Annotated in this window: 18 protein-coding genes; 6 read left to right on the top strand and 12 right to left on the bottom strand. The window is 71.4% G+C overall.

Annotated elements, in window-relative coordinates; genetic code table 11:
* Positions 1–96: 96 nt before the first annotated feature.
* On the bottom strand, positions 97–846 hold the full coding sequence (locus AB0G15_RS04010; protein ID WP_362835084.1) for a pyrimidine reductase family protein: 750 nt from the start codon (positions 844–846) through the stop codon (positions 97–99).
* 145 nt (positions 847–991) lie between these two features.
* Between AB0G15_RS04010 and AB0G15_RS04005 the strand changes: the two genes are divergently transcribed.
* Entirely contained in the window at positions 992–1,378 is a 387-nt protein-coding gene (locus AB0G15_RS04005) for a hypothetical protein (RefSeq protein ID WP_362835082.1), read from the top strand.
* Positions 1,379–1,518: 140 nt separating this feature from the next.
* On the opposite strand, the gene glgX is transcribed toward AB0G15_RS04005, so the two are convergent.
* The 4 genes from glgX to AB0G15_RS03985 all read right to left on the bottom strand — a co-directional run bounded on the left by glgX (position 1,519) and on the right by AB0G15_RS03985 (position 7,805).
* On the bottom strand, positions 1,519–3,639 hold the full coding sequence (glgX, locus tag AB0G15_RS04000) for a glycogen debranching protein GlgX (protein ID WP_362835080.1): 2,121 nt from the start codon (positions 3,637–3,639) through the stop codon (positions 1,519–1,521).
* A gap of 314 nt (positions 3,640–3,953) precedes the next feature.
* The gene (locus AB0G15_RS03995; RefSeq protein WP_329083919.1) at positions 3,954–4,382 is read right to left on the bottom strand and encodes an OsmC family protein; all 429 of its coding nucleotides are present in this window, start codon (positions 4,380–4,382) and stop codon (positions 3,954–3,956) included.
* Positions 4,383–4,492: 110 nt separating this feature from the next.
* On the bottom strand, positions 4,493–6,112 hold the full coding sequence (locus tag AB0G15_RS03990) for an isovaleryl-CoA dehydrogenase (RefSeq protein ID WP_362835078.1): 1,620 nt from the start codon (positions 6,110–6,112) through the stop codon (positions 4,493–4,495).
* A 235-nt stretch (positions 6,113–6,347) separates the two neighbouring features.
* Positions 6,348–7,805, bottom strand: a complete 1,458-nt coding sequence (locus tag AB0G15_RS03985) for an ankyrin repeat domain-containing protein (RefSeq protein ID WP_362835076.1) — start codon at positions 7,803–7,805, stop codon at positions 6,348–6,350.
* Positions 7,806–7,948: 143 nt separating this feature from the next.
* Between AB0G15_RS03985 and AB0G15_RS03980 the strand changes: the two genes are divergently transcribed.
* The 3 genes from AB0G15_RS03980 to AB0G15_RS03970 all read left to right on the top strand — a co-directional run bounded on the left by AB0G15_RS03980 (position 7,949) and on the right by AB0G15_RS03970 (position 10,124).
* Positions 7,949–8,722, top strand: a complete 774-nt coding sequence (locus AB0G15_RS03980) for a DUF1707 domain-containing protein (protein ID WP_362835074.1) — start codon at positions 7,949–7,951, stop codon at positions 8,720–8,722.
* Between the two features lie 132 nt (positions 8,723–8,854).
* Positions 8,855–9,352 carry a SigE family RNA polymerase sigma factor gene (locus AB0G15_RS03975; protein ID WP_362835072.1) on the top strand — a complete coding sequence of 166 codons (498 nt, stop codon included), beginning with the start codon at positions 8,855–8,857 and terminating at the stop codon, positions 9,350–9,352.
* Between the two features lies 1 nt (position 9,353).
* Complete coding sequence (locus tag AB0G15_RS03970; protein ID WP_362835070.1) at positions 9,354–10,124, top strand: hypothetical protein; 771 nt, start codon at positions 9,354–9,356, stop codon at positions 10,122–10,124.
* Between the two features lie 57 nt (positions 10,125–10,181).
* Here AB0G15_RS03970 and AB0G15_RS03965 read toward each other — a convergent pair whose 3' ends face one another.
* The 7 genes from AB0G15_RS03965 to AB0G15_RS03935 all read right to left on the bottom strand — a co-directional run bounded on the left by AB0G15_RS03965 (position 10,182) and on the right by AB0G15_RS03935 (position 14,296).
* Positions 10,182–10,943: a sirohydrochlorin chelatase gene (locus AB0G15_RS03965; RefSeq protein WP_362835068.1), complete on the bottom strand. Its 762-nt coding sequence runs from the start codon at positions 10,941–10,943 to the stop codon at positions 10,182–10,184.
* On the bottom strand, positions 10,940–11,668 hold the full coding sequence (locus AB0G15_RS03960) for a phosphoadenylyl-sulfate reductase (protein WP_344746662.1): 729 nt from the start codon (positions 11,666–11,668) through the stop codon (positions 10,940–10,942). Before AB0G15_RS03960 ends, AB0G15_RS03965 begins: the two co-directional genes overlap by 4 nt.
* Complete coding sequence (locus AB0G15_RS03955) at positions 11,665–11,841, bottom strand: hypothetical protein (RefSeq protein ID WP_362835066.1); 177 nt, start codon at positions 11,839–11,841, stop codon at positions 11,665–11,667. Before AB0G15_RS03955 ends, AB0G15_RS03960 begins: the two co-directional genes overlap by 4 nt.
* Entirely contained in the window at positions 11,838–11,981 is a 144-nt protein-coding gene (locus AB0G15_RS03950) for a hypothetical protein (RefSeq protein ID WP_012893136.1), read from the bottom strand. Before AB0G15_RS03950 ends, AB0G15_RS03955 begins: the two co-directional genes overlap by 4 nt.
* 79 nt (positions 11,982–12,060) lie before the next feature.
* On the bottom strand, positions 12,061–13,743 hold the full coding sequence (locus tag AB0G15_RS03945; protein WP_362835064.1) for a nitrite/sulfite reductase: 1,683 nt from the start codon (positions 13,741–13,743) through the stop codon (positions 12,061–12,063).
* 148 nt (positions 13,744–13,891) lie between these two features.
* The gene (locus AB0G15_RS03940; protein WP_362835314.1) at positions 13,892–13,975 is read right to left on the bottom strand and encodes a putative leader peptide; all 84 of its coding nucleotides are present in this window, start codon (positions 13,973–13,975) and stop codon (positions 13,892–13,894) included.
* Positions 13,976–14,170: 195 nt separating this feature from the next.
* Positions 14,171–14,296 carry a hypothetical protein gene (locus AB0G15_RS03935; RefSeq protein WP_362835062.1) on the bottom strand — a complete coding sequence of 42 codons (126 nt, stop codon included), beginning with the start codon at positions 14,294–14,296 and terminating at the stop codon, positions 14,171–14,173.
* A 92-nt stretch (positions 14,297–14,388) separates the two neighbouring features.
* Between AB0G15_RS03935 and AB0G15_RS03930 the strand changes: the two genes are divergently transcribed.
* Positions 14,389–15,186 carry a TIGR03084 family metal-binding protein gene (locus AB0G15_RS03930; protein ID WP_362835060.1) on the top strand — a complete coding sequence of 266 codons (798 nt, stop codon included), beginning with the start codon at positions 14,389–14,391 and terminating at the stop codon, positions 15,184–15,186.
* A gap of 149 nt (positions 15,187–15,335) precedes the next feature.
* Positions 15,336–15,734, top strand: a complete 399-nt coding sequence (locus tag AB0G15_RS03925) for a YccF domain-containing protein (protein ID WP_362835058.1) — start codon at positions 15,336–15,338, stop codon at positions 15,732–15,734.
* Positions 15,735–15,822: the final 88 nt, after the last annotated feature.

The following is a 15,822-nucleotide window of genomic DNA, read 5'->3' as shown; positions in this document are numbered from 1 at the left end:
CGGTCTCGGGGGCCGCGGCGCCGGGGGTCACGGCCTCGGGGGTACGGCGTCAGGGGCCGCGGCCTCAAGGAGTCACGACCTTAAGGAGTCACGACCTCAGGGGGTCACGGCCTCCTCGCGCCGCCGGACGTACCGCGTGAAGAGGAACCCCTCGTCCTCCAGGACGTGGGCCAGGCGCAGGCGCGCGAGCGAGGACGGGCCGTCGAGGACCCTGGCGGCGTCCCCGCCGATCAGCACCGGGCTCACCGTGAGGCAGAGCTCGTCGACCAGGTCGGCGGCGGCCAGCTGGGCGTTGACCTTCGGGCCGCCCTCGCACAGCACCCGGGTCAGGCCGCGCTCGGCGAGCTCCCGCGTCGCCAGCGCCAGGTCCACCCGCTCGCCCCCGGCCACGATCACGTCGGCGTGCCTGGCGGCCTCCTCGCGACGCTCCCTGGGCGCGGCCTCGCAGGTGATGACGATCGTCCGGGCGTACGGCTCCGCCTCGGCGAACAGCGGGCCCGACAGGTCGAGGTCGAGCCCGCGGGTGATCACCGCCACCGGCGGGACGGCCGGGCGGCCCTCGCGCAGCCCCCGCCACGACGGCCTGGCCCGCGCCGGGCCGTACCCCTCGGCCCGTACGGTCGCGGCCCCGGCCACGATGACGTCGGCCAGCCCGCGCAGTACCCAGAAGACGTGGCGGTCGCCCCTGCCGGACAGCTCCCCCGACAACCCCTTCAGCCAGGTCCCGCCGTCGGCACTGGCGACCATGTTGATCCGGAGGCAGGGGCCGGCCGGGTAGGCGTAGGCCCGCGCGAGGTCGACCTCGGCAGAGGTCCCGGGATGGATCTCGGGATGGATGAGGCGCATCGCCCTACCTTCGCACGAAGGCGGTCCGTGAGCTTTCCCGGCATGGTCGATAACGGTTGTGAAGGCTTGTAGTGACTTCGGACGGCTCCCGATACATGATTCATCCCTGGAGACACGGGAGGGCTGTGTGGGGCTTGTCGCGATCGTGACATGGTTGATCACCGCGATGGTCGGGATCTACCTGCTGTATCTGTGGCTCTCCGGGGGAGGGCTGCGCCAGCAGGCGACCAAGGTCACCCGTTTCCCGGCATTGCTGATCTTCGCTCATCCGGTCCTGGCGGTCTCCGCCCTGGCCTGCTGGGTCGTCCACGTGCTCACCCTGGATCCGCTCTTCGCCTGGTTGTCGTTCGGCGTGCTCTCGGCCTCCGCGCTGCTGGGCTTCACGATGTTCACCCGCTGGCTGGGCGGTGGCCGCCACGCCCGCGGCGCCGAGCAGCGCTTCCCCATGATCGCCGTCCTGCTGCACGGCGCCGTGGGGGTGGTGACGTTCGTGCTCGTCCTGCTCACCGCCGCGGTCGCGTCCGGCGCCTGAGACCCCTCGAAGGGCGCCCAGGAGACCCCTCAAAGGCACCCAAGAGGACGTTGAGGACGCCTGAGAGGCCTCAAGGCCGCCCGAGAGATCCCGGAACGCATGGGAAAGATCTCAAGGCGCACGAGAGACCTGGAAGGGCTCTACAGGCGTGCGCAGCGCAGGATCCGCACCGAGCGCGCGGTCACCTCCACCGAGGCCTCGGCCGGCCACGACTCCTCGGCGAACGGGGCCTCGGCCGGCCCGTCGTCCGCGGTGTCCAGCACACGCTGCCACCGCTTGCCGTACCTCGCCTCGGGCAGGTTGAAGAACATGTCCTCGTGGTGGGCGTTGATCAGGAGCAGGAAGGAGTCGTCGGCGATCCGCTCGCCGCGCGTGCCCGGTTCGGTGATGGCGTCGCCGTTCAGGAAGACGGTCAGCGACTTGGCGTAGCCGGTGTGCCAGTCGCCGGCCGACATCTCCTCGCCGGCCGGGGTGAGCCAGACGATGTCGCGGGTCCCGTCGTCGGCCTTGTGGCCGTGGAAGAAACGGCGCCGCTGGAAGACGGGGTGCTCGCGCCGCAGCTTGGACAGGCTCCTGACGAAGTCGAGGAGGTCGCCCTCGGTGTTGACCAGCGACCAGTCGATCCAGGAGATCTCGTTGTCCTGGCAGTAGGCGTTGTTGTTGCCGCGCTGGGTCCTGCCGAACTCGTCGCCGGCCAGCAGCATCGGCACGCCCTGGGAGATGAACAGGGTGACCAGGAGGTTGCGGCGCTGGCGCCGGCGCAGGGTCACGATCTCCGGGTCCTCCACCGGGCCCTCGGCGCCGCAGTTCCACGACCGGTTGTCGTCGGTGCCGTCGCGGTTGTTCTCCTTGTTGGCCTCGTTGTGCTTGCGGTCGTAGGAGACCAGGTCGGTCAGGGTGAACCCGTCGTGGCAGGTGACGAAGTTGATGGAGGCCACCGGGCGGCGCCCCGAGATGGCGTACAGGTCGGCGGACCCGGTCAGCCGGGAGGCGAACTCCGGCAGCGCGGACCCGCTCCCGCGCCAGAAGTCGCGCACGCTGTCGCGGTACTTGCCGTTCCACTCCATCCACAGCGGCGGGAAGTTGCCCACCTGGTAGCCGCCGGGTCCCACGTCCCACGGCTCGGCGATCAGCTTCACCTGGGAGATCACCGGGTCCTGCTGGATCAGGTCGAAGAAGGCGCTCAGCCGGTCGACGTCGTGCAGCTCGCGGGCGAGGGCGGAGGCCAGGTCGAACCTGAAGCCGTCCACGTGCATCTCCAGCACCCAGTAGCGCAGCGAGTCCATGATCAGCTGGAGGGCGTGCGGCGAGCGGACGTTGAGGGAGTTCCCGCAGCCGGTGTAGTCGAGGTAGTAGCGCCGGTCGCCGTCGTGCAGGCGGTAGTACGACCGGTTGTCGATGCCGCGGAAGCCCAGCGTGGGCCCCATGTGGTCACCCTCGGCGGTGTGGTTGTAGACCACGTCGAGGATGACCTCGATCCCCGCCTCGTGCAGTGCCCGCACCATCGCCTTGAACTCAAGCACCTGCTCACCGCGCTGGCCCGACCCGGAGTAGGCGGCGTGCGGGGCCAGGTAGGCGATCGTGTTGTAGCCCCAGTAGTTGGTCAGCCCCCGGGCGACCATCGCGTGCTCGGGCACGTACTGGTGCACCGGCATCAGCTCCACCGCGGTGACGCCCAGGCTCAGCAGGTGTTCGATGACCGCCGGGTGGCCCAGCCCCGCGTAGGTGCCGCGCTGCTCCTCGGGCACCGCGGGGTGGCGCATCGTGAGCCCGCGCACGTGCGCCTCGTAGATCACGGTCTGGTGGTACGGGGTCCGGGGCGACCTGTCGTTGCCCCACTCGAAGAACGGGTTGATCACCACGTTCTTCGGCATGAAGGGGGCGGTGTCCTCGTCGTTGCGGTTGCCCGGATCGGTGAACTGGTACGAGAACATCGCCTCGTTCCACTTCAGGTCACCCTCGACGGCCTTGGCGTAGGGGTCCAGGAGCAGCTTGGAGGGGTTGCACCGGTGTCCCTGGGAGGGGTTGTAGGGGCCGTGGACGCGGTAGCCGTACCGCTGTCCGGGCATGATCCCCGGGACGTAGCCGTGCCAGACGAACCCGTCGACCTCGGTCAGCTCGACGCGCTCCTCGCGGCCGTCGTCTCCGAAAAGGCAGAGCTCGACACGCTCCGCTACCTCGGAGAACAGTGAGAAGTTGGTACCCACGCCATCCCAGGTGGCGCCGAGCGGATAGGACTCTCCCGGCCAGACTGCGCGCATGTGACCCTTTCTCCTCTGGTCAGGCTCCCTATGTGCAGGGGGTTTCCGCCCCTGTCACTTTAAGGTGGTAATGAGGAGTTTCGTATGCGGGGTATGGCGTGCTTTCCGTACCTACCGTTTCCGTGCGCGCCGCGTGACCACGCGTGACCGGTGAGGTACGCGTGGCCGCGAAGGCGTCGTGATCGGCCCGCCGCCGGCCACCCTCGGTGACCGGTTCGAGGCGACCGGTCCGCTCCGGGGCGGGGCCGTCCGTGGCGAACGCCCTGCGGAGCGGCCCGGCCGCCGTCATCCCGATCGCGAGAGCGTGACCGCGATCAGCTCAGCAGTTCGGCGTTGAGGCTGATCGTCGTGCCCGAGAGGGCCTTGCTCACCGGGCAGTTCGCCTTGGCGGTCTCGGCCGCCTCCTGGAACTGCTCGGCGGTCAGGCCGGGAACCTGGGCGCGGACCGAGATGACGATCCCGGTGATGCCCTCTCCCGGCTGGAAGGTCACGTCCGCCTTCGTCTCCACGGTCTGGGGCGGGGTGCCGGCCTGGGCCAGCCCGTGGGAGAGGGCCATCGAGAAGCACGAGGAGTGGGCGGCCGCGATGAGCTCCTCCGGGGAGGTCTTGCCGTTGGCCTGCTCGGCGCGCGAGGGCCAGGACACGTCGAACGTGCCCACCCCGGAGGAGTCGAGGGAGACGCTGCCCGAACCGTCGAGCAGCGCGCCCTTCCACTGAGTCGTCGCGGTACGTGTCGTCGCCATGGCGATTGTCCTTTCGATCATGAACCGTTGGCCATGACCGACCCTACTCGGCGTCGTCACCTCGCCGTGACCCGGAGCGCCCCGTTGTCCCGGAACCCGGAGGACAGGGGTCAGAACGAGGCGCGTTCGACGAGGACGTCCAGGTCCAGGCCGGTGGGCAGGGTGCCGAAGGCGCGTCCCGCGTCGCCGGACAGGCGGGAGACGCAGAAGGCGTCGGCCACGGCCGCGGGAGCCAGCCGGACGAGCAGGGAGCCCTGCAGCACCAGCGCCATGTCCTCGGCGACGCGCCGGGCCCGGATCTCGAAGTCGGTGGTGTCGTCCAGGGACTTGCGCAGGCGGTCGGTGGCGGCGTCCAGGTGCCGGTCGGCCCCGGCGGCGAGCGCGACCTCGGCGAAGAACGCCTCCTGGGCCTCGGGCTCGCGGCCCAGGGCGCGCAGCACGTCCAGCGCCGCGACGTTCCCCGACCCCTCCCAGATGCCGTTCAGCGGCGATTCGCGGAACAATCGCGGCATCTGCGACTCCTCGACGTAGCCGTTGCCCCCCAGGCACTCCAGCGCCTCCGCCGCGTGGACCGGGGCGCGCTTGCAGACCCAGTACTTGCTCACGGCCAGCGCGGTGCGGCGCAGCGCGGCCTCGGCCTGGTCGCCGGCGATGGCCCGGTCGGTGGCCCCGGCCAGCCGCGTCATCAGGACGGTCGCCGCCTCCGACTCCAGGGCCAGGTCGGCCAGGACGTTGCGCATCAGCGGCTGGTCGGCGAGCTTCCTGCCGAACGCGCCCCGGTTCCTGGAATGGTGGACGGCCTGCGTGACGCCGTACCTCATGCCGGCCGCGGAGCCGATCACGCAGTCCAGCCGGGTCATGTTGACCATCTCCAGGATGGTCCGCAGCCCCCGGCCCTCCTCGCCCACCAGCCAGGCCGTCGCGGCGTGGTACTCCACCTCGGCGCTGGCGTTGGACCTGTTGCCCAGCTTGTCCTTCAGCCGCATCAGGTGGACGGCGTTGCGGGTCCCGTCGGGAAGGACGCGGGGGAGCAGGAAGCACGACAATCCGCCGGGAGCCTGGGCGAGGACCAGGAACACGTCGCACATCGGGGCGGAGTTGAACCACTTGTGGCCGGTCAGGACGTAGCTCCCGTCGCCCTGCGGTTTGGCGCGGGTGGTGCCCGCGCGCACGTCGGAGCCGCCCTGCTTCTCGGTCATCGCCATCCCGGCGAGCACTCCGCGCTTGCCGAGCGGCGGGCGCAGCCCGAAGTCGTAGCTGCGGGCGGCGAGCAGGGGTTCCCAGTCCGCGGCGAGCGCCGGGCTGTGGCGCAGCGCGGCGATCGAGGCGTAGGTCATCGAGATCGGGCAGCCGTGCCCGGCCTCGACCTGGCTCCAGACGTAGAACTTGGCGGCGCGGGCCACGTGCGCGCCCGGCCTGGCGCTCGACCACGGGGTGGCGTGCATGCCGTTGTCGACGGCGACGGTCATCAGCTCGTGCCAGGCGGGGTGGAACTCCACCTCGTCGATCCGCCGCCCGTACCGGTCGTGGGTACGCAGGACGGGCGGGTGCTCGTTCGCCAGCCGTCCCCATTCCTGGGCCTGCTCGGAGCCGGCGAGGAGGCCGAGCCTGTGCAGTTCCCCGGTGGCCCATCCCGCACCCTCGCGGGCCACGCCCTCCATCAGGGCGGCGTCGGCGGACACGTCGTGCCCGGTGAGCGGATGAGCCTGGTTGAAGACGTCATGGGTCACGTGCGGCCTCCGGTGAATCATCCGGCTCGTCGCCGGCTTCTGTGCCTATCTCAACACCCTTCCGGAGGGGTGGCGCCCTTTATTGGGGGCTATATCCGATTTTCGTCCATAGTTGGACACCGGCCTCCGGAAGTTCACCCCGCCGTACGCGGGACGGCCCCGTCCCCGCCCCGGCGACGCCGGGGCGCGGACGGGGCGGGGACGGGGCCGAAGCGCGGAGCGGCCGGCTCGCGGGTCAGGGGTTCTTGACCAGGTCGCGGATGTAGTCGTCGTCCTCGTCGCTCTCGGCGAGCACGCGGTCGGCGCCCCGCTGGGCCCGCGCGTCACCCCTGGTGGCCAGGCCGCGGGTGGCCTCGGCGACCGTGTTCAGGTCCTCGTCGTCGAGCCTGGCGGCCAGCGCGTCGCGGATCCGCTCGCTGTCCTGCGGGGCCTCCGACAGGCCCGCCAGGCCCATGGTGGCCCAGTCGCGCACCTCCGCGTCGGGGTCCTGCGTCATGGAGATGAGCAGCGCGAGCCCCTCGGCGTCGCCCGGGGGCAGGACGGCGGCCAGCGCGGCGGGGTCGGCCTGCGTGCGGGTCCAGCCGTCGGCGTTGATGATCTCCAGCACCTCGGGCAGGGCGCGCGGGTCGGCGTGGTGGCCGAGCGCGCCGAGCACCGAGCGCAGCACCCGCTCGTCGCCCTCGGTGGCCGCCATCCGGCGCAGGATCGGCAGCGCCTCCTCGAGGTAGGGCTTCTCGTCGCCGGTGAACCCGAACTGGGCGAGCACGTCGACGGCGAACTCCCGCTTGCGCGGGTCCTCGTTGGAGCACAGCCGCGCCGCCGCGTCGAAGGTCTCCCCGTCACCGCGCCCGCTCAGCGAGCTCGCCACGGTCCACCAGGTCTCGGCCTCCTCGTCGATGTCCCGGTAGGGCATCGCCCGCTCGACCATCTCGTCGAACGGCAGCCGCTCGCCCGTGGCGTCCTCCAGCAGGGTGGCGACGGCCGCGTGCCCGCGCTGGCAGGTGAGCTCGGCCAGGCGGGTCCCGTCGGGGCCCACCGCCGCGACGGTCACCAGGTCGGTGCCGTCCTTCGCCCTGCTGCGGCCCACGACGAACTGCGAGTCCTCGGGGACCTGCTCGGTGATCTGCTCCAGGAGCGCGCTCTCCAGCTGGGTGCCCAGCCAGTCGTAGGCGATGGACAGCGGCGTGTCGCCGTCGTCGTCGGGCCGGTCGGCCTCGGCGCCCGCCCGCAACAGCGCCTGCACGACGCCCAGGGCACCGCGCCGGGTGGCCAGGGTGAGCGCGGTGTCGCCGGTCTCGTTGGCGTCCTCGGGGTCCGCCCCGGCGGCGAGCAGCGTCTGGATCGCGTCGGCCCGCCCGTTGGCGGCGGCCCAGAGCAGGGCGGTCCACCCGCCGGCCTCCCGCCCCGACACGTCGGCACCGGCGGCCAGCAGCGCCTCCAGGGCCTCGACACGGTCCAGGGCGGCGGCGGCGGACAGGGGCAGCCCTCCGTCATCGCCGCCGCTGATCCGGTTGGGGTCGGCTCCGTGGGCCAGCAGCGCGCGCACGACGGCCACGCGGCCCTGGTTCGATGCCAGGTAAAGGGCGGTGGGCTCTTCCGCGCCCTCGGGGTCGGCGCTCGTGCCGCCCTGCAGCAGCCGCTCGGCCCGCTCGGCGTCGTTGGCCGCCACCGCGTCCAGGAGTTCTCGGTACATGTCTCCGGATCATATGGCGTGCCTCCCCGGCTCGGCCGTACGCCGGCCTCGCGCCCGGCGACGAGGCGTCATCCGATGTGTTTACCGGGCTTCCTCCTTCTGAGGGATCCTCTATTGGGGCAACTCGCGATATGTTGTGAGTTATGAATGATCCCGGGGATATGCGGGTCTCGGACGCGGAGCGGGAAGCCGCCGTCGAGTGGTTGCGGGTCGCCTCCGTCGAGGGCCGCCTGACCCTCGGGGAGCTGACCGAGCGCACCGAGGCGGCCTACACCGCCCGCACCCAGGCCGAGCTGGCGGTGGTCACCTCCGACCTGCCCGGCGGCCACCCGGTGCCCGCACCCGCCTACCCCACCGCGGAGCGGAGCGGCCAGGCGCGGCGCTGGTTCGTCGCGGTGCTGGGCAGCTCCAAGCGGCGCGGTTCGTGGAAGATCGACAAGCCGCTCGGCGCCGTGGCCGTGATGGGCGACGTCGTGCTGGACCTGCGCCAGGCCGAGGTCCGCACCGGGGGAGTGGTCGACATCATGGCCACCGCGGTCATGGGCGACGTGAAGATCATCGTCCCGGACGGGGTGGACGTCGAGCTCGACGGCATCGCCGTCATGGGGGACAAGAAGGTCCAGGTCATCGAGGCGCCCCCGGGCACGAACGCTCCGCTCGTCAGGGTCAGGGCCTACGTCCTCATGGGAGACGTCAAGGTGGTCGGGGACGCCAGGGCCAAGCCCCTCAAGAAGGCGTGGGCCGCCTGGCGGGAGCAGTGGAACGAGCTGCGCGGCGAACTCACCGGCGAGCCGGGCCCCTACCAGGTCGGACCGGGCCACCGGATCCACCCCTCCCACCAGGAACACTCGCGGCACCCGCAGGCGCACCCGTGGCCTCCGGCGCCGCCCCAGCCCCCGCAGCCGCCCCGCCACTGAACGCGGTCCCGCTCTCGCCGCCCGCACGGGGACCTCGAGCCCCCGGCGGGTGAGCTCCGGGACGCGTGCAACGCCCCGGCATCCCTGAGGCGTAGTGATCGGTGACATACACCGAGCAGTGAGGATCCCCCGATGCGAGATCGGGCTGACTTCGAGCACTACGTGGAGCAGCGCTCGGCCCGCCTGTTAAGGGCCGCGTACCTGCTGTGCCGCGACTGGGGCACGGCGGAGGACCTGTTGCAGACGGCCCTGGCCAAGGCGTGGCTCGCCTGGCGGAGGGTGGGCGACGATCCGGACCCGTACGTCTACCGCATCCTGGTCAACACCCACGCCACCTGGTGGCGGCGCAGGTGGCGCGGCGAGGTGCCGAGCGAGGTCCTCCCCGAGGCGCCGGACGGCGACACGACGGACGCGGTGGCCACGCGGGAGGCGGTCCGGCAGGTCCTGGCCGGTCTTCCCTCCAGGCAGCGGGCCGTGATCGTCCTGCGCTACTTCGCGGACCTGCCCGACCAGCGGATCGCCGAGGTCCTCGGCTGCTCGGTGGCGACCGTACGCAGCCAGGCCAGCCGGGCACTGCGCAAGCTGCGCGTCGATCCCGCGGCCGTCGCCGCGATCACCACGGGGAGTTGAGATGACGATCACCGAATCCGAGTTGCGCGAGATCCTGAACGGGGACGGAGACGGGGGCGAGGGCCGCAACAGGGGCGTGACCGTCGCCGGCGTCCACCGTCGCATCCGCGAGATCAGGCGCCGCCGCCGCTGGACGGCGGGCGGCGCGGCCGCGGCCGCCCTCGCCGTCGCGGTGGCCCTCAACACGCCCGCGGGCGGCGTCACCGACGACCTGGACGTCTGGACCGGCGTCATGGCCAGACCGTCCCCCACCGTCCCGACGACGTCACAGCCGCTGGGCGGACCGTACCCCGGGGACGAGGTCGCGAACGGCAGCTACCGGACCGGCGGGACACGCGAGGAACTCCGGATCGGATCCGGGAGCAAGCCGCTGACGGTGAGCGTCCACTGTTCCGGGCCGATGCGGCGGGCGGTCGTCTGGATCGGCGACAACCCTCCCCAGCTGCACCTCTGCGGAACCGCTCCCGGCGGACACACCAGGCAGATCTACAGGGGGACCTCGGGCGTCAATGTGATCCCGGGCGAGATTCCCCTGACCAGGGGGCAGGCCGTGTCCGCGGTCGTACTGCCCGGCGAGGTCGAGGAGAAGGCCGTCTTCGAGGGCTGGGAGGAGCAACTCGCCGCGGCTCGGCCCTTCCCCCTCAAGTGGTCGCTCTCGGTGCGGGAGATGGTCCACTCGGTCTGCCGGGACAACGTACGCCAGGTGGATCCGCGCACCGGGGAGATGGTCCGCCTGAGCTGCGAGGGCAAGGACACCGCACCCCCCGGGTGACCTCTGAGGGCCCCGGGCGGTTCAGGCTCCCGGGGCTCGGGCTTCAGGCCCCCGGGCTCAGGCGGTGGCCAGGGCCCTCCACCCGTGCACGGCACGCTCGTAGCGTTCGAGGAGCACCGCGGCGACCTCGGGGGCGGCGCCCAGCACGTCGGCGACGGCGTCGGCGCCCGCGGCCAGGGTCTCGCGGCGGATCTTGTCGGCGAAGTGGCCGGGGGCGAGCAGGTAGGGGGCGACCACGACCCGCGAGGCTCCCGAGCGTCGCAGGCGCAGCACGGCCTCCTCGGGGGTGGGGCCGGCGGCCGAGGCGTAGGCGGCGGTCACCGACCGCCAGCCGCGCGCCCTCGCCCAGTCCCCGGCGATCCCGGCGACCGTCGCGTTGGCCCGCCGGTCGCTGGAACCGGCCGAGACCAGCACCACGGCGGTGCCGGGCTCGCCCGGCTCCACGCCCGCCTCGGCCAGGCGCCGCTCCAGCGCGGTGACCAGCAGCGGGTGCGGGCCCAGCGTGGCGCCCGCGTGCACGCGCAGCAGGGGCCTGCGGGCCGTCGCCTCGGCCAGCGCGCCGGGGATGTCGACCCGGCTGTGGTAGGCCTCGGTGAGCAGCAGCGGCAGCACCGCGGCCTCGGCCAGTCCCGACAGCGCCATGGGAAGCGTCGGGGAGGCGTGGTCGAGGTAGGCGGTGCGTACGAGGAGCTCGGGCCGCGCCTCCCGTACCAGGTCGAGCAGGTCCTCCACCGTCGCCGCGGCGCGCGGGTCACGGGACCCGTGCGCCACCGCGACCAGCGGTGTCCCGAGAGCGGCGCCGGGGGCACGCCACGTCATACGTGCAGCCCGCACTCGGTCTTGCCCATGCCCGCCCAGCGGCCGCTGCGCGGGTCCTCTCCCGGGGCGACCTGGCGGGTGCAGGGGGCGCAGCCGATCGAGGGGTAGTTGTCGTAGTGCAGCGGGTTGATCAGCACCCCGTTGTCGGCCATGTAGTTGTCGACGTCCTCCTGCGTCCACCGGGCGATCGGGTTGATCTTGACCATCTGGCGCTTGGCGTCCCACTCGACGACCTTGACGCCGGCGCGGGTGACGGCCTCGTCCCGGCGGATGCCGGAGACCCAGGCCAGGTACGGTTCGAGGGCCCGGTTGAGCGGCTCGACCTTGCGCAGGTAGCAGCACAGGTCGGGGTTGCGCCCGAACAGGCGCGGACCCAGGTCGCGCTCCTGCTCGGCCACCGTGCGGGACGGCTTCACGTCGATCACGTTCACGTCGTAGACCTGCTGGACGGCGTCACGGGTGCCGATCGTCTCGGCGAAGTGGTAACCCGTGTCGATGAACAGCACGTCCACGCCCGGCTTGACCCGGCTGACCAGGTCGATCAGCAGGGCGTCGCTCATCGACGCGGTCAGGCAGAGCCGGTCGCCGAAGGTCGCCGCCGCCCAGCGGATGATCTCGAGGGCAGAGGCGTCCTCGAGGAACCGCGCGGCGGACTCGACGATCTCCTGCAGATCGAGCGTCCCACGCTGCTGACGTAATCCGACTTCGATGTCCACCAGTGTCATCGCTCGCTCACCCAATCCTCGTTCGCCGCGCGGGCAGGTCGTGCCGCGCGGGCCGTTGCGCTCGTCGTCGTGCCGGAATCCACCGTGCGGGCCGCGCGGATCGCGGTGACCTCGCCGGTCGGAGAGGTCACCGCGGTCATCGCGTTCGCCGCGCCGGAGCCGCCGCGCGTCACGAGCGCACCCCGATTCCGAGAAACTTCAATTTGAAGGCGCGCACGCACGACCGGCAGTACCAGCCGCCGTCGCCCTCGTAGGGCTCCAGGTCTTCCTCGCCGCAGTACGGGCAGTGGAAGGGAACGGCTCGCTCGCTCATCCGCTCCTCCTCGTCCCGGTGCGCGTCTGGTTCGTCCGCCCCGTCCGGCCCGTTTCCGGCAGGAGGGCGTACCGGCCGCTCACTTCAGGTCCGCCTCGTCGGCGCGCTGCACCCAGTCGGAGAAGGTCTCCTCCTCGTCCTTCTGCTTCTCGAAGTTGCGGAGCACGCGCTCCACGTAGTCGGGAAGCTCCTCGGAGGTGGCCTTCAGGCCGCGGACCTTGCGGCCGAAGCCGGGGTTGACGCCCAGCGAGCCGCCGAGGTGGATCTGGAAGCCCTCGACCTGCTCGCCCTTGTCGTTGACGACGAGCTGGCCCTTGAGACCGATGTCGGCGACCTGGATGCGGGCGCAGGAGTTGGGGCAGCCGTTGACGTTGATGGTCAGCGGGTTCTTGAAGTCGGGCAGCCGCTGCTCCAGCTCGTCGATCAGGTCGGCCGCGGTGACCTTGGTCTCGACGATGGCCAGCTTGCAGAACTCGATCCCGGTGCACGCCATGGTCTGGCGGCGGAAGGTGGAGGGGTTGACCCGCAGGTCGCCCGCCTCCAGCTCGGCGACGAGGCTGTCGACCCTGTCGGGCGCCACGTCGAGGATGACCATCTTCTGCTCGACCGTGGTGTGCACCCGGTCGGAGCCGTGCCGCTCGGCGATGTCGGCGATCAGGTGCAGCTTGTCGCCGTCGAGGCGGCCGACCTTCGGGGCGAAGCCGACGTAGAAGTTGCCGTCCTTCTGCGGGAAGACGCCCACGTGGTCCCTGCGGCCGCCGCGGGGCGGCTCGGGCGCCGGGCCGTCGGGCAGGGTGTATCCCAGGTATTCCTTCTCGAGGATGTCGCGGAACTTCTCGACACCCCAGTCGTTGACCAGGAACTTGATCCGGGCCCGGTGGCGCAGCCGGCGGTAGCCGTAGTCGCGGAAGATGCCGATCACGCCGCCGTAGGCGGGGGCGACCTGCTCCGGGGTGAGGAAGACGCCGAGCCGCTTGCCCAGCATCGGGTTGGTGGACAGGCCGCCGCCCACCCACAGGTCGAAGCCTCGCTCGCCGCTCTCGTTCACGACGCCCACGAACGCCACGTCGTTGATCTCGTGCACGGTGCAGTGCGCCGGGCACCCGCTCACCGCGGACTTGAACTTGCGCGGCAGGTTGGAGAAGGCCGGGTCGCCGATGTAGGTGTCGTGGATCTCCTGGACCAGCGCGGAACCGTCGATGACCTCGTCGGTGTCGATCCCGGCCAGCGGGCAGCCCAGGATCACCCGCGGGGTGTCGCCGCAGGCCTCGGTGGTGGACAGGCCCACCGACTCCAGGCGCTCCCAGATGTCGGGGACGGCCTCGATCTCGATCCAGTGCAGCTGGATGTTCTGCCGGTCGGTGACGTCGGCGGTGCCGCGGCCGTAGAGGTTGGAGATGTCGGCGATGACGCGCAGCTGGGCCAGGTTGAGCCGGCCGCCGTCGATCCTGACGCGGAGCATGAAGTAGCGGTCGTCGAGCTCCTCCGGCTCCAGGATCGCGGTCTTGCCGCCGTCGATCCCGGGCTTGCGCTGGGTGTAGAGGCCGAACCAGCGCATCCGGCCGCGCAGGTCGGCGGGGTCGATGGAGTCGAAGCCGCGCTTGGAGTAGACGTCGATGATCCGCTGACGGACGTTGAGGCCGTCGTCGTTCTTCTTGTTCTCCTCGTTCTTGTTCAGTGGCTCGCGGTAGCCGAGAGCCCACTGGCCTTCGCCGCGCGGGCGCTTGTGATGTCGATTCGCCGACCGGGCTGGGGTCGTCATGTGCGCGTCCTTTTTGTGGCTCGATGGAATGATTTCCGGACGCGCACCGGCGGCACCTCCCGCCTCATCGTCGAGTGCGGGGGTTGATTACTCAGAAGAGGACGCCTGTTACGCGGCCGAGCTGGGTGAAATCAGCAGGGGGCGACGGTTAACGGACGTCACAACAGATGGCACTGTGGACACGCAGAAGGTCGACGTGGCGTCGCACGACGAGCAACGGGTCCGCTGGCATGTATACGACGATACCCCGGGCATCGTGGATGTCCAATGTCTGGTCCAATATCTGGACGTGAACGTGGACATCCGGCTGCGGACGTGCGGATCCGGACCCGCGCCGGAGTACGGGGGCCGGGAGCGTCCGGCTCGGCGGGAGTGCCGGACGTTCCGCGGGCCGGGTCACGGCTGGGTCCACGGCCGGGTCCGTGGGTCATCCCTGGCGCGGCCAGTCCAGCGCCGACTCCCTGGGCTGGGGGGCGGGCTGGTGCTGGCAGTCGCACCACGAGCCTCCCCGGCACTTCTCGTGCCGCCGCTCCTTGCAGTCTCCGCAGATCACGTGCAGTCCTCGCAGCTCATAGGCCCATTCTGCGCCGTTCCTTCTAGAATATTACTCGGTTATCCTTGTCCGGTCCGCGACAGGGAGGCGTCATGGGGCTGATGGACGAGCTGCTGGCCGATCTGCGCGCCGAGACGGCCGAGTTCGACGCCATGATCGAAGGGCTCGGCCCCGACGAGTGGGAACTGCCCACCCCGGCCGAGGGCTGGGCGGTCCGGGACCAGGTCGGCCATCTCGCCTGGTTCGACGACGCGGCCTCCCTCTCCGCCGTCGATCCCGGGGCGTTCCGCGCCGCGCTGCCCGCGTTCCTCGCCCGCGGGGACTCCGCGGTGGACGAGCTCGCCGCCGTCTCGCGCGAGCTGACCGCCGCCCGGCTCCACGAGTGGTTCCGCGAGGCGAGGGCCCGCTGCCTGGAGGCCTTCGCCCGGCTGGACGCCGGTGCCAGGCTGCCCTGGTACGGGCCGGAGATGTCGGCCGCGTCCTTCGTCACCGCGCGCCTGATGGAGACCTGGGCCCACGGGCAGGACGTGGCGGACGCACTCGGTGTCGAGCGCGTGCCGACCGCCCGGCTCAGGCACGTGGCGACGCTCGGGGTGCGCGCCATGCCGTACGGCTTCGCGGTGCGCGGCCTGGAGCCGCCGTCGAGCCCGGTGCGGGTGGAACTGACCATGCCCGACGGGTCACCGTGGGAGGCCGGGCCCCCGGGCGCCGCCGACGTGGTCCGCGGCCCCGCGCTCGACTTCTGCCTCCTGGTGGTCCAGCGCCGCCACCTCGCCGACACGTCCCTGCTGGTGCGCGGTGAGACCGCCCGGACGTGGACCGCGATCGCCCAGGCCTTCGCCGGACCGCCGGGCAGGGGGCGGGCCCCGCTCGGGCCTGGGCCCGGGTGAGGACCCGGCTCAGGGTCTGAGTGAGGACCTGGCCTGGCTCAGGGTCTGGATGAGGGCCTGGCTCGGGTCTGGATGAGGGCCTGGATCAGGGGCGTTTCAGGGGGACACCGGATGGGACCGACCTCGTCCCGCCTGACATGCTCGTAAATATGCGGACGCTGTTGAACGTCATCTGGCTGGTCTTCGCGGGAATCTGGCTGGCGATCGGCTACGTCCTCGCGGGAATCGTGTGCTGTGTCCTGATCATCACGATCCCGTTCGGCATCGCGTCGTTCCGGATCGCCGCCTACGCGCTGTGGCCCTTCGGCCGGACCGTGGAGCGCGACCCCGAGGCGGGGGCGCTGTCGACCGTCGGCAACGTGATCTGGTTCGTCGTGGCCGGGATCTGGCTGGCGATCGGGCACCTGCTGACCTCGATCCCGCTCTTCCTGTCGATCATCGGCATCCCGCTGGGCCTGGCCAACCTCAAGCTGATCCCGATCTCCCTGCTGCCGCTGGGCGCGCGCATCGTCGACGCCGGCGACGCCGGGGCGTTCCACCGCGGGTAGGTTTCGCCACCGGCGGTGGGGGCAGAGGCGCGAGATTGGATCGTTGCCCGCCCGACTCGTGATCAAGCGCGGCTAGGAATACCGTTGT

It is taken from the genome of Streptosporangium sp. NPDC023825 (genome assembly GCF_040639575.1).
In the GTDB taxonomy this organism is placed as follows: Bacteria; Actinomycetota; Actinomycetes; order Streptosporangiales; family Streptosporangiaceae; genus Streptosporangium.
This window is presented reverse-complemented; position numbering and strand designations above follow the sequence as displayed.

What these genes read in the sequence shown, in the direction of transcription:
- glgX (WP_362835080.1), bottom strand. Translation starts at nt 3,639, where the DNA reads ATGCGCGCAGTCTGGCCGGGAGAGTCCTATCCGCTCGGCGCCACCTGG.
- AB0G15_RS03985 (WP_362835076.1), bottom strand. Translation starts at nt 7,805, where the DNA reads ATGTACCGAGAACTCCTGGACGCGGTGGCGGCCAACGACGCCGAGCGG.
- AB0G15_RS03970 (WP_362835070.1), top strand. Translation starts at nt 9,354, where the DNA reads ATGACGATCACCGAATCCGAGTTGCGCGAGATCCTGAACGGGGACGGA.
- AB0G15_RS03950 (WP_012893136.1), bottom strand. Translation starts at nt 11,981, where the DNA reads ATGAGCGAGCGAGCCGTTCCCTTCCACTGCCCGTACTGCGGCGAGGAA.
- AB0G15_RS03925 (WP_362835058.1), top strand. Translation starts at nt 15,336, where the DNA reads ATGCGGACGCTGTTGAACGTCATCTGGCTGGTCTTCGCGGGAATCTGG.
- AB0G15_RS03965 (WP_362835068.1), bottom strand. Translation starts at nt 10,943, where the DNA reads ATGACGTGGCGTGCCCCCGGCGCCGCTCTCGGGACACCGCTGGTCGCG.
- AB0G15_RS03980 (WP_362835074.1), top strand. Translation starts at nt 7,949, where the DNA reads ATGAATGATCCCGGGGATATGCGGGTCTCGGACGCGGAGCGGGAAGCC.
- AB0G15_RS04010 (WP_362835084.1), bottom strand. Translation starts at nt 846, where the DNA reads ATGCGCCTCATCCATCCCGAGATCCATCCCGGGACCTCTGCCGAGGTC.
- AB0G15_RS03945 (WP_362835064.1), bottom strand. Translation starts at nt 13,743, where the DNA reads ATGACGACCCCAGCCCGGTCGGCGAATCGACATCACAAGCGCCCGCGC.
- AB0G15_RS03960 (WP_344746662.1), bottom strand. Translation starts at nt 11,668, where the DNA reads ATGACACTGGTGGACATCGAAGTCGGATTACGTCAGCAGCGTGGGACG.
- AB0G15_RS03995 (WP_329083919.1), bottom strand. Translation starts at nt 4,382, where the DNA reads ATGGCGACGACACGTACCGCGACGACTCAGTGGAAGGGCGCGCTGCTC.
- AB0G15_RS03930 (WP_362835060.1), top strand. Translation starts at nt 14,389, where the DNA reads ATGGGGCTGATGGACGAGCTGCTGGCCGATCTGCGCGCCGAGACGGCC.
- AB0G15_RS03975 (WP_362835072.1), top strand. Translation starts at nt 8,855, where the DNA reads ATGCGAGATCGGGCTGACTTCGAGCACTACGTGGAGCAGCGCTCGGCC.
- AB0G15_RS03940 (WP_362835314.1), bottom strand. Translation starts at nt 13,975, where the DNA reads ATGCCAGCGGACCCGTTGCTCGTCGTGCGACGCCACGTCGACCTTCTG.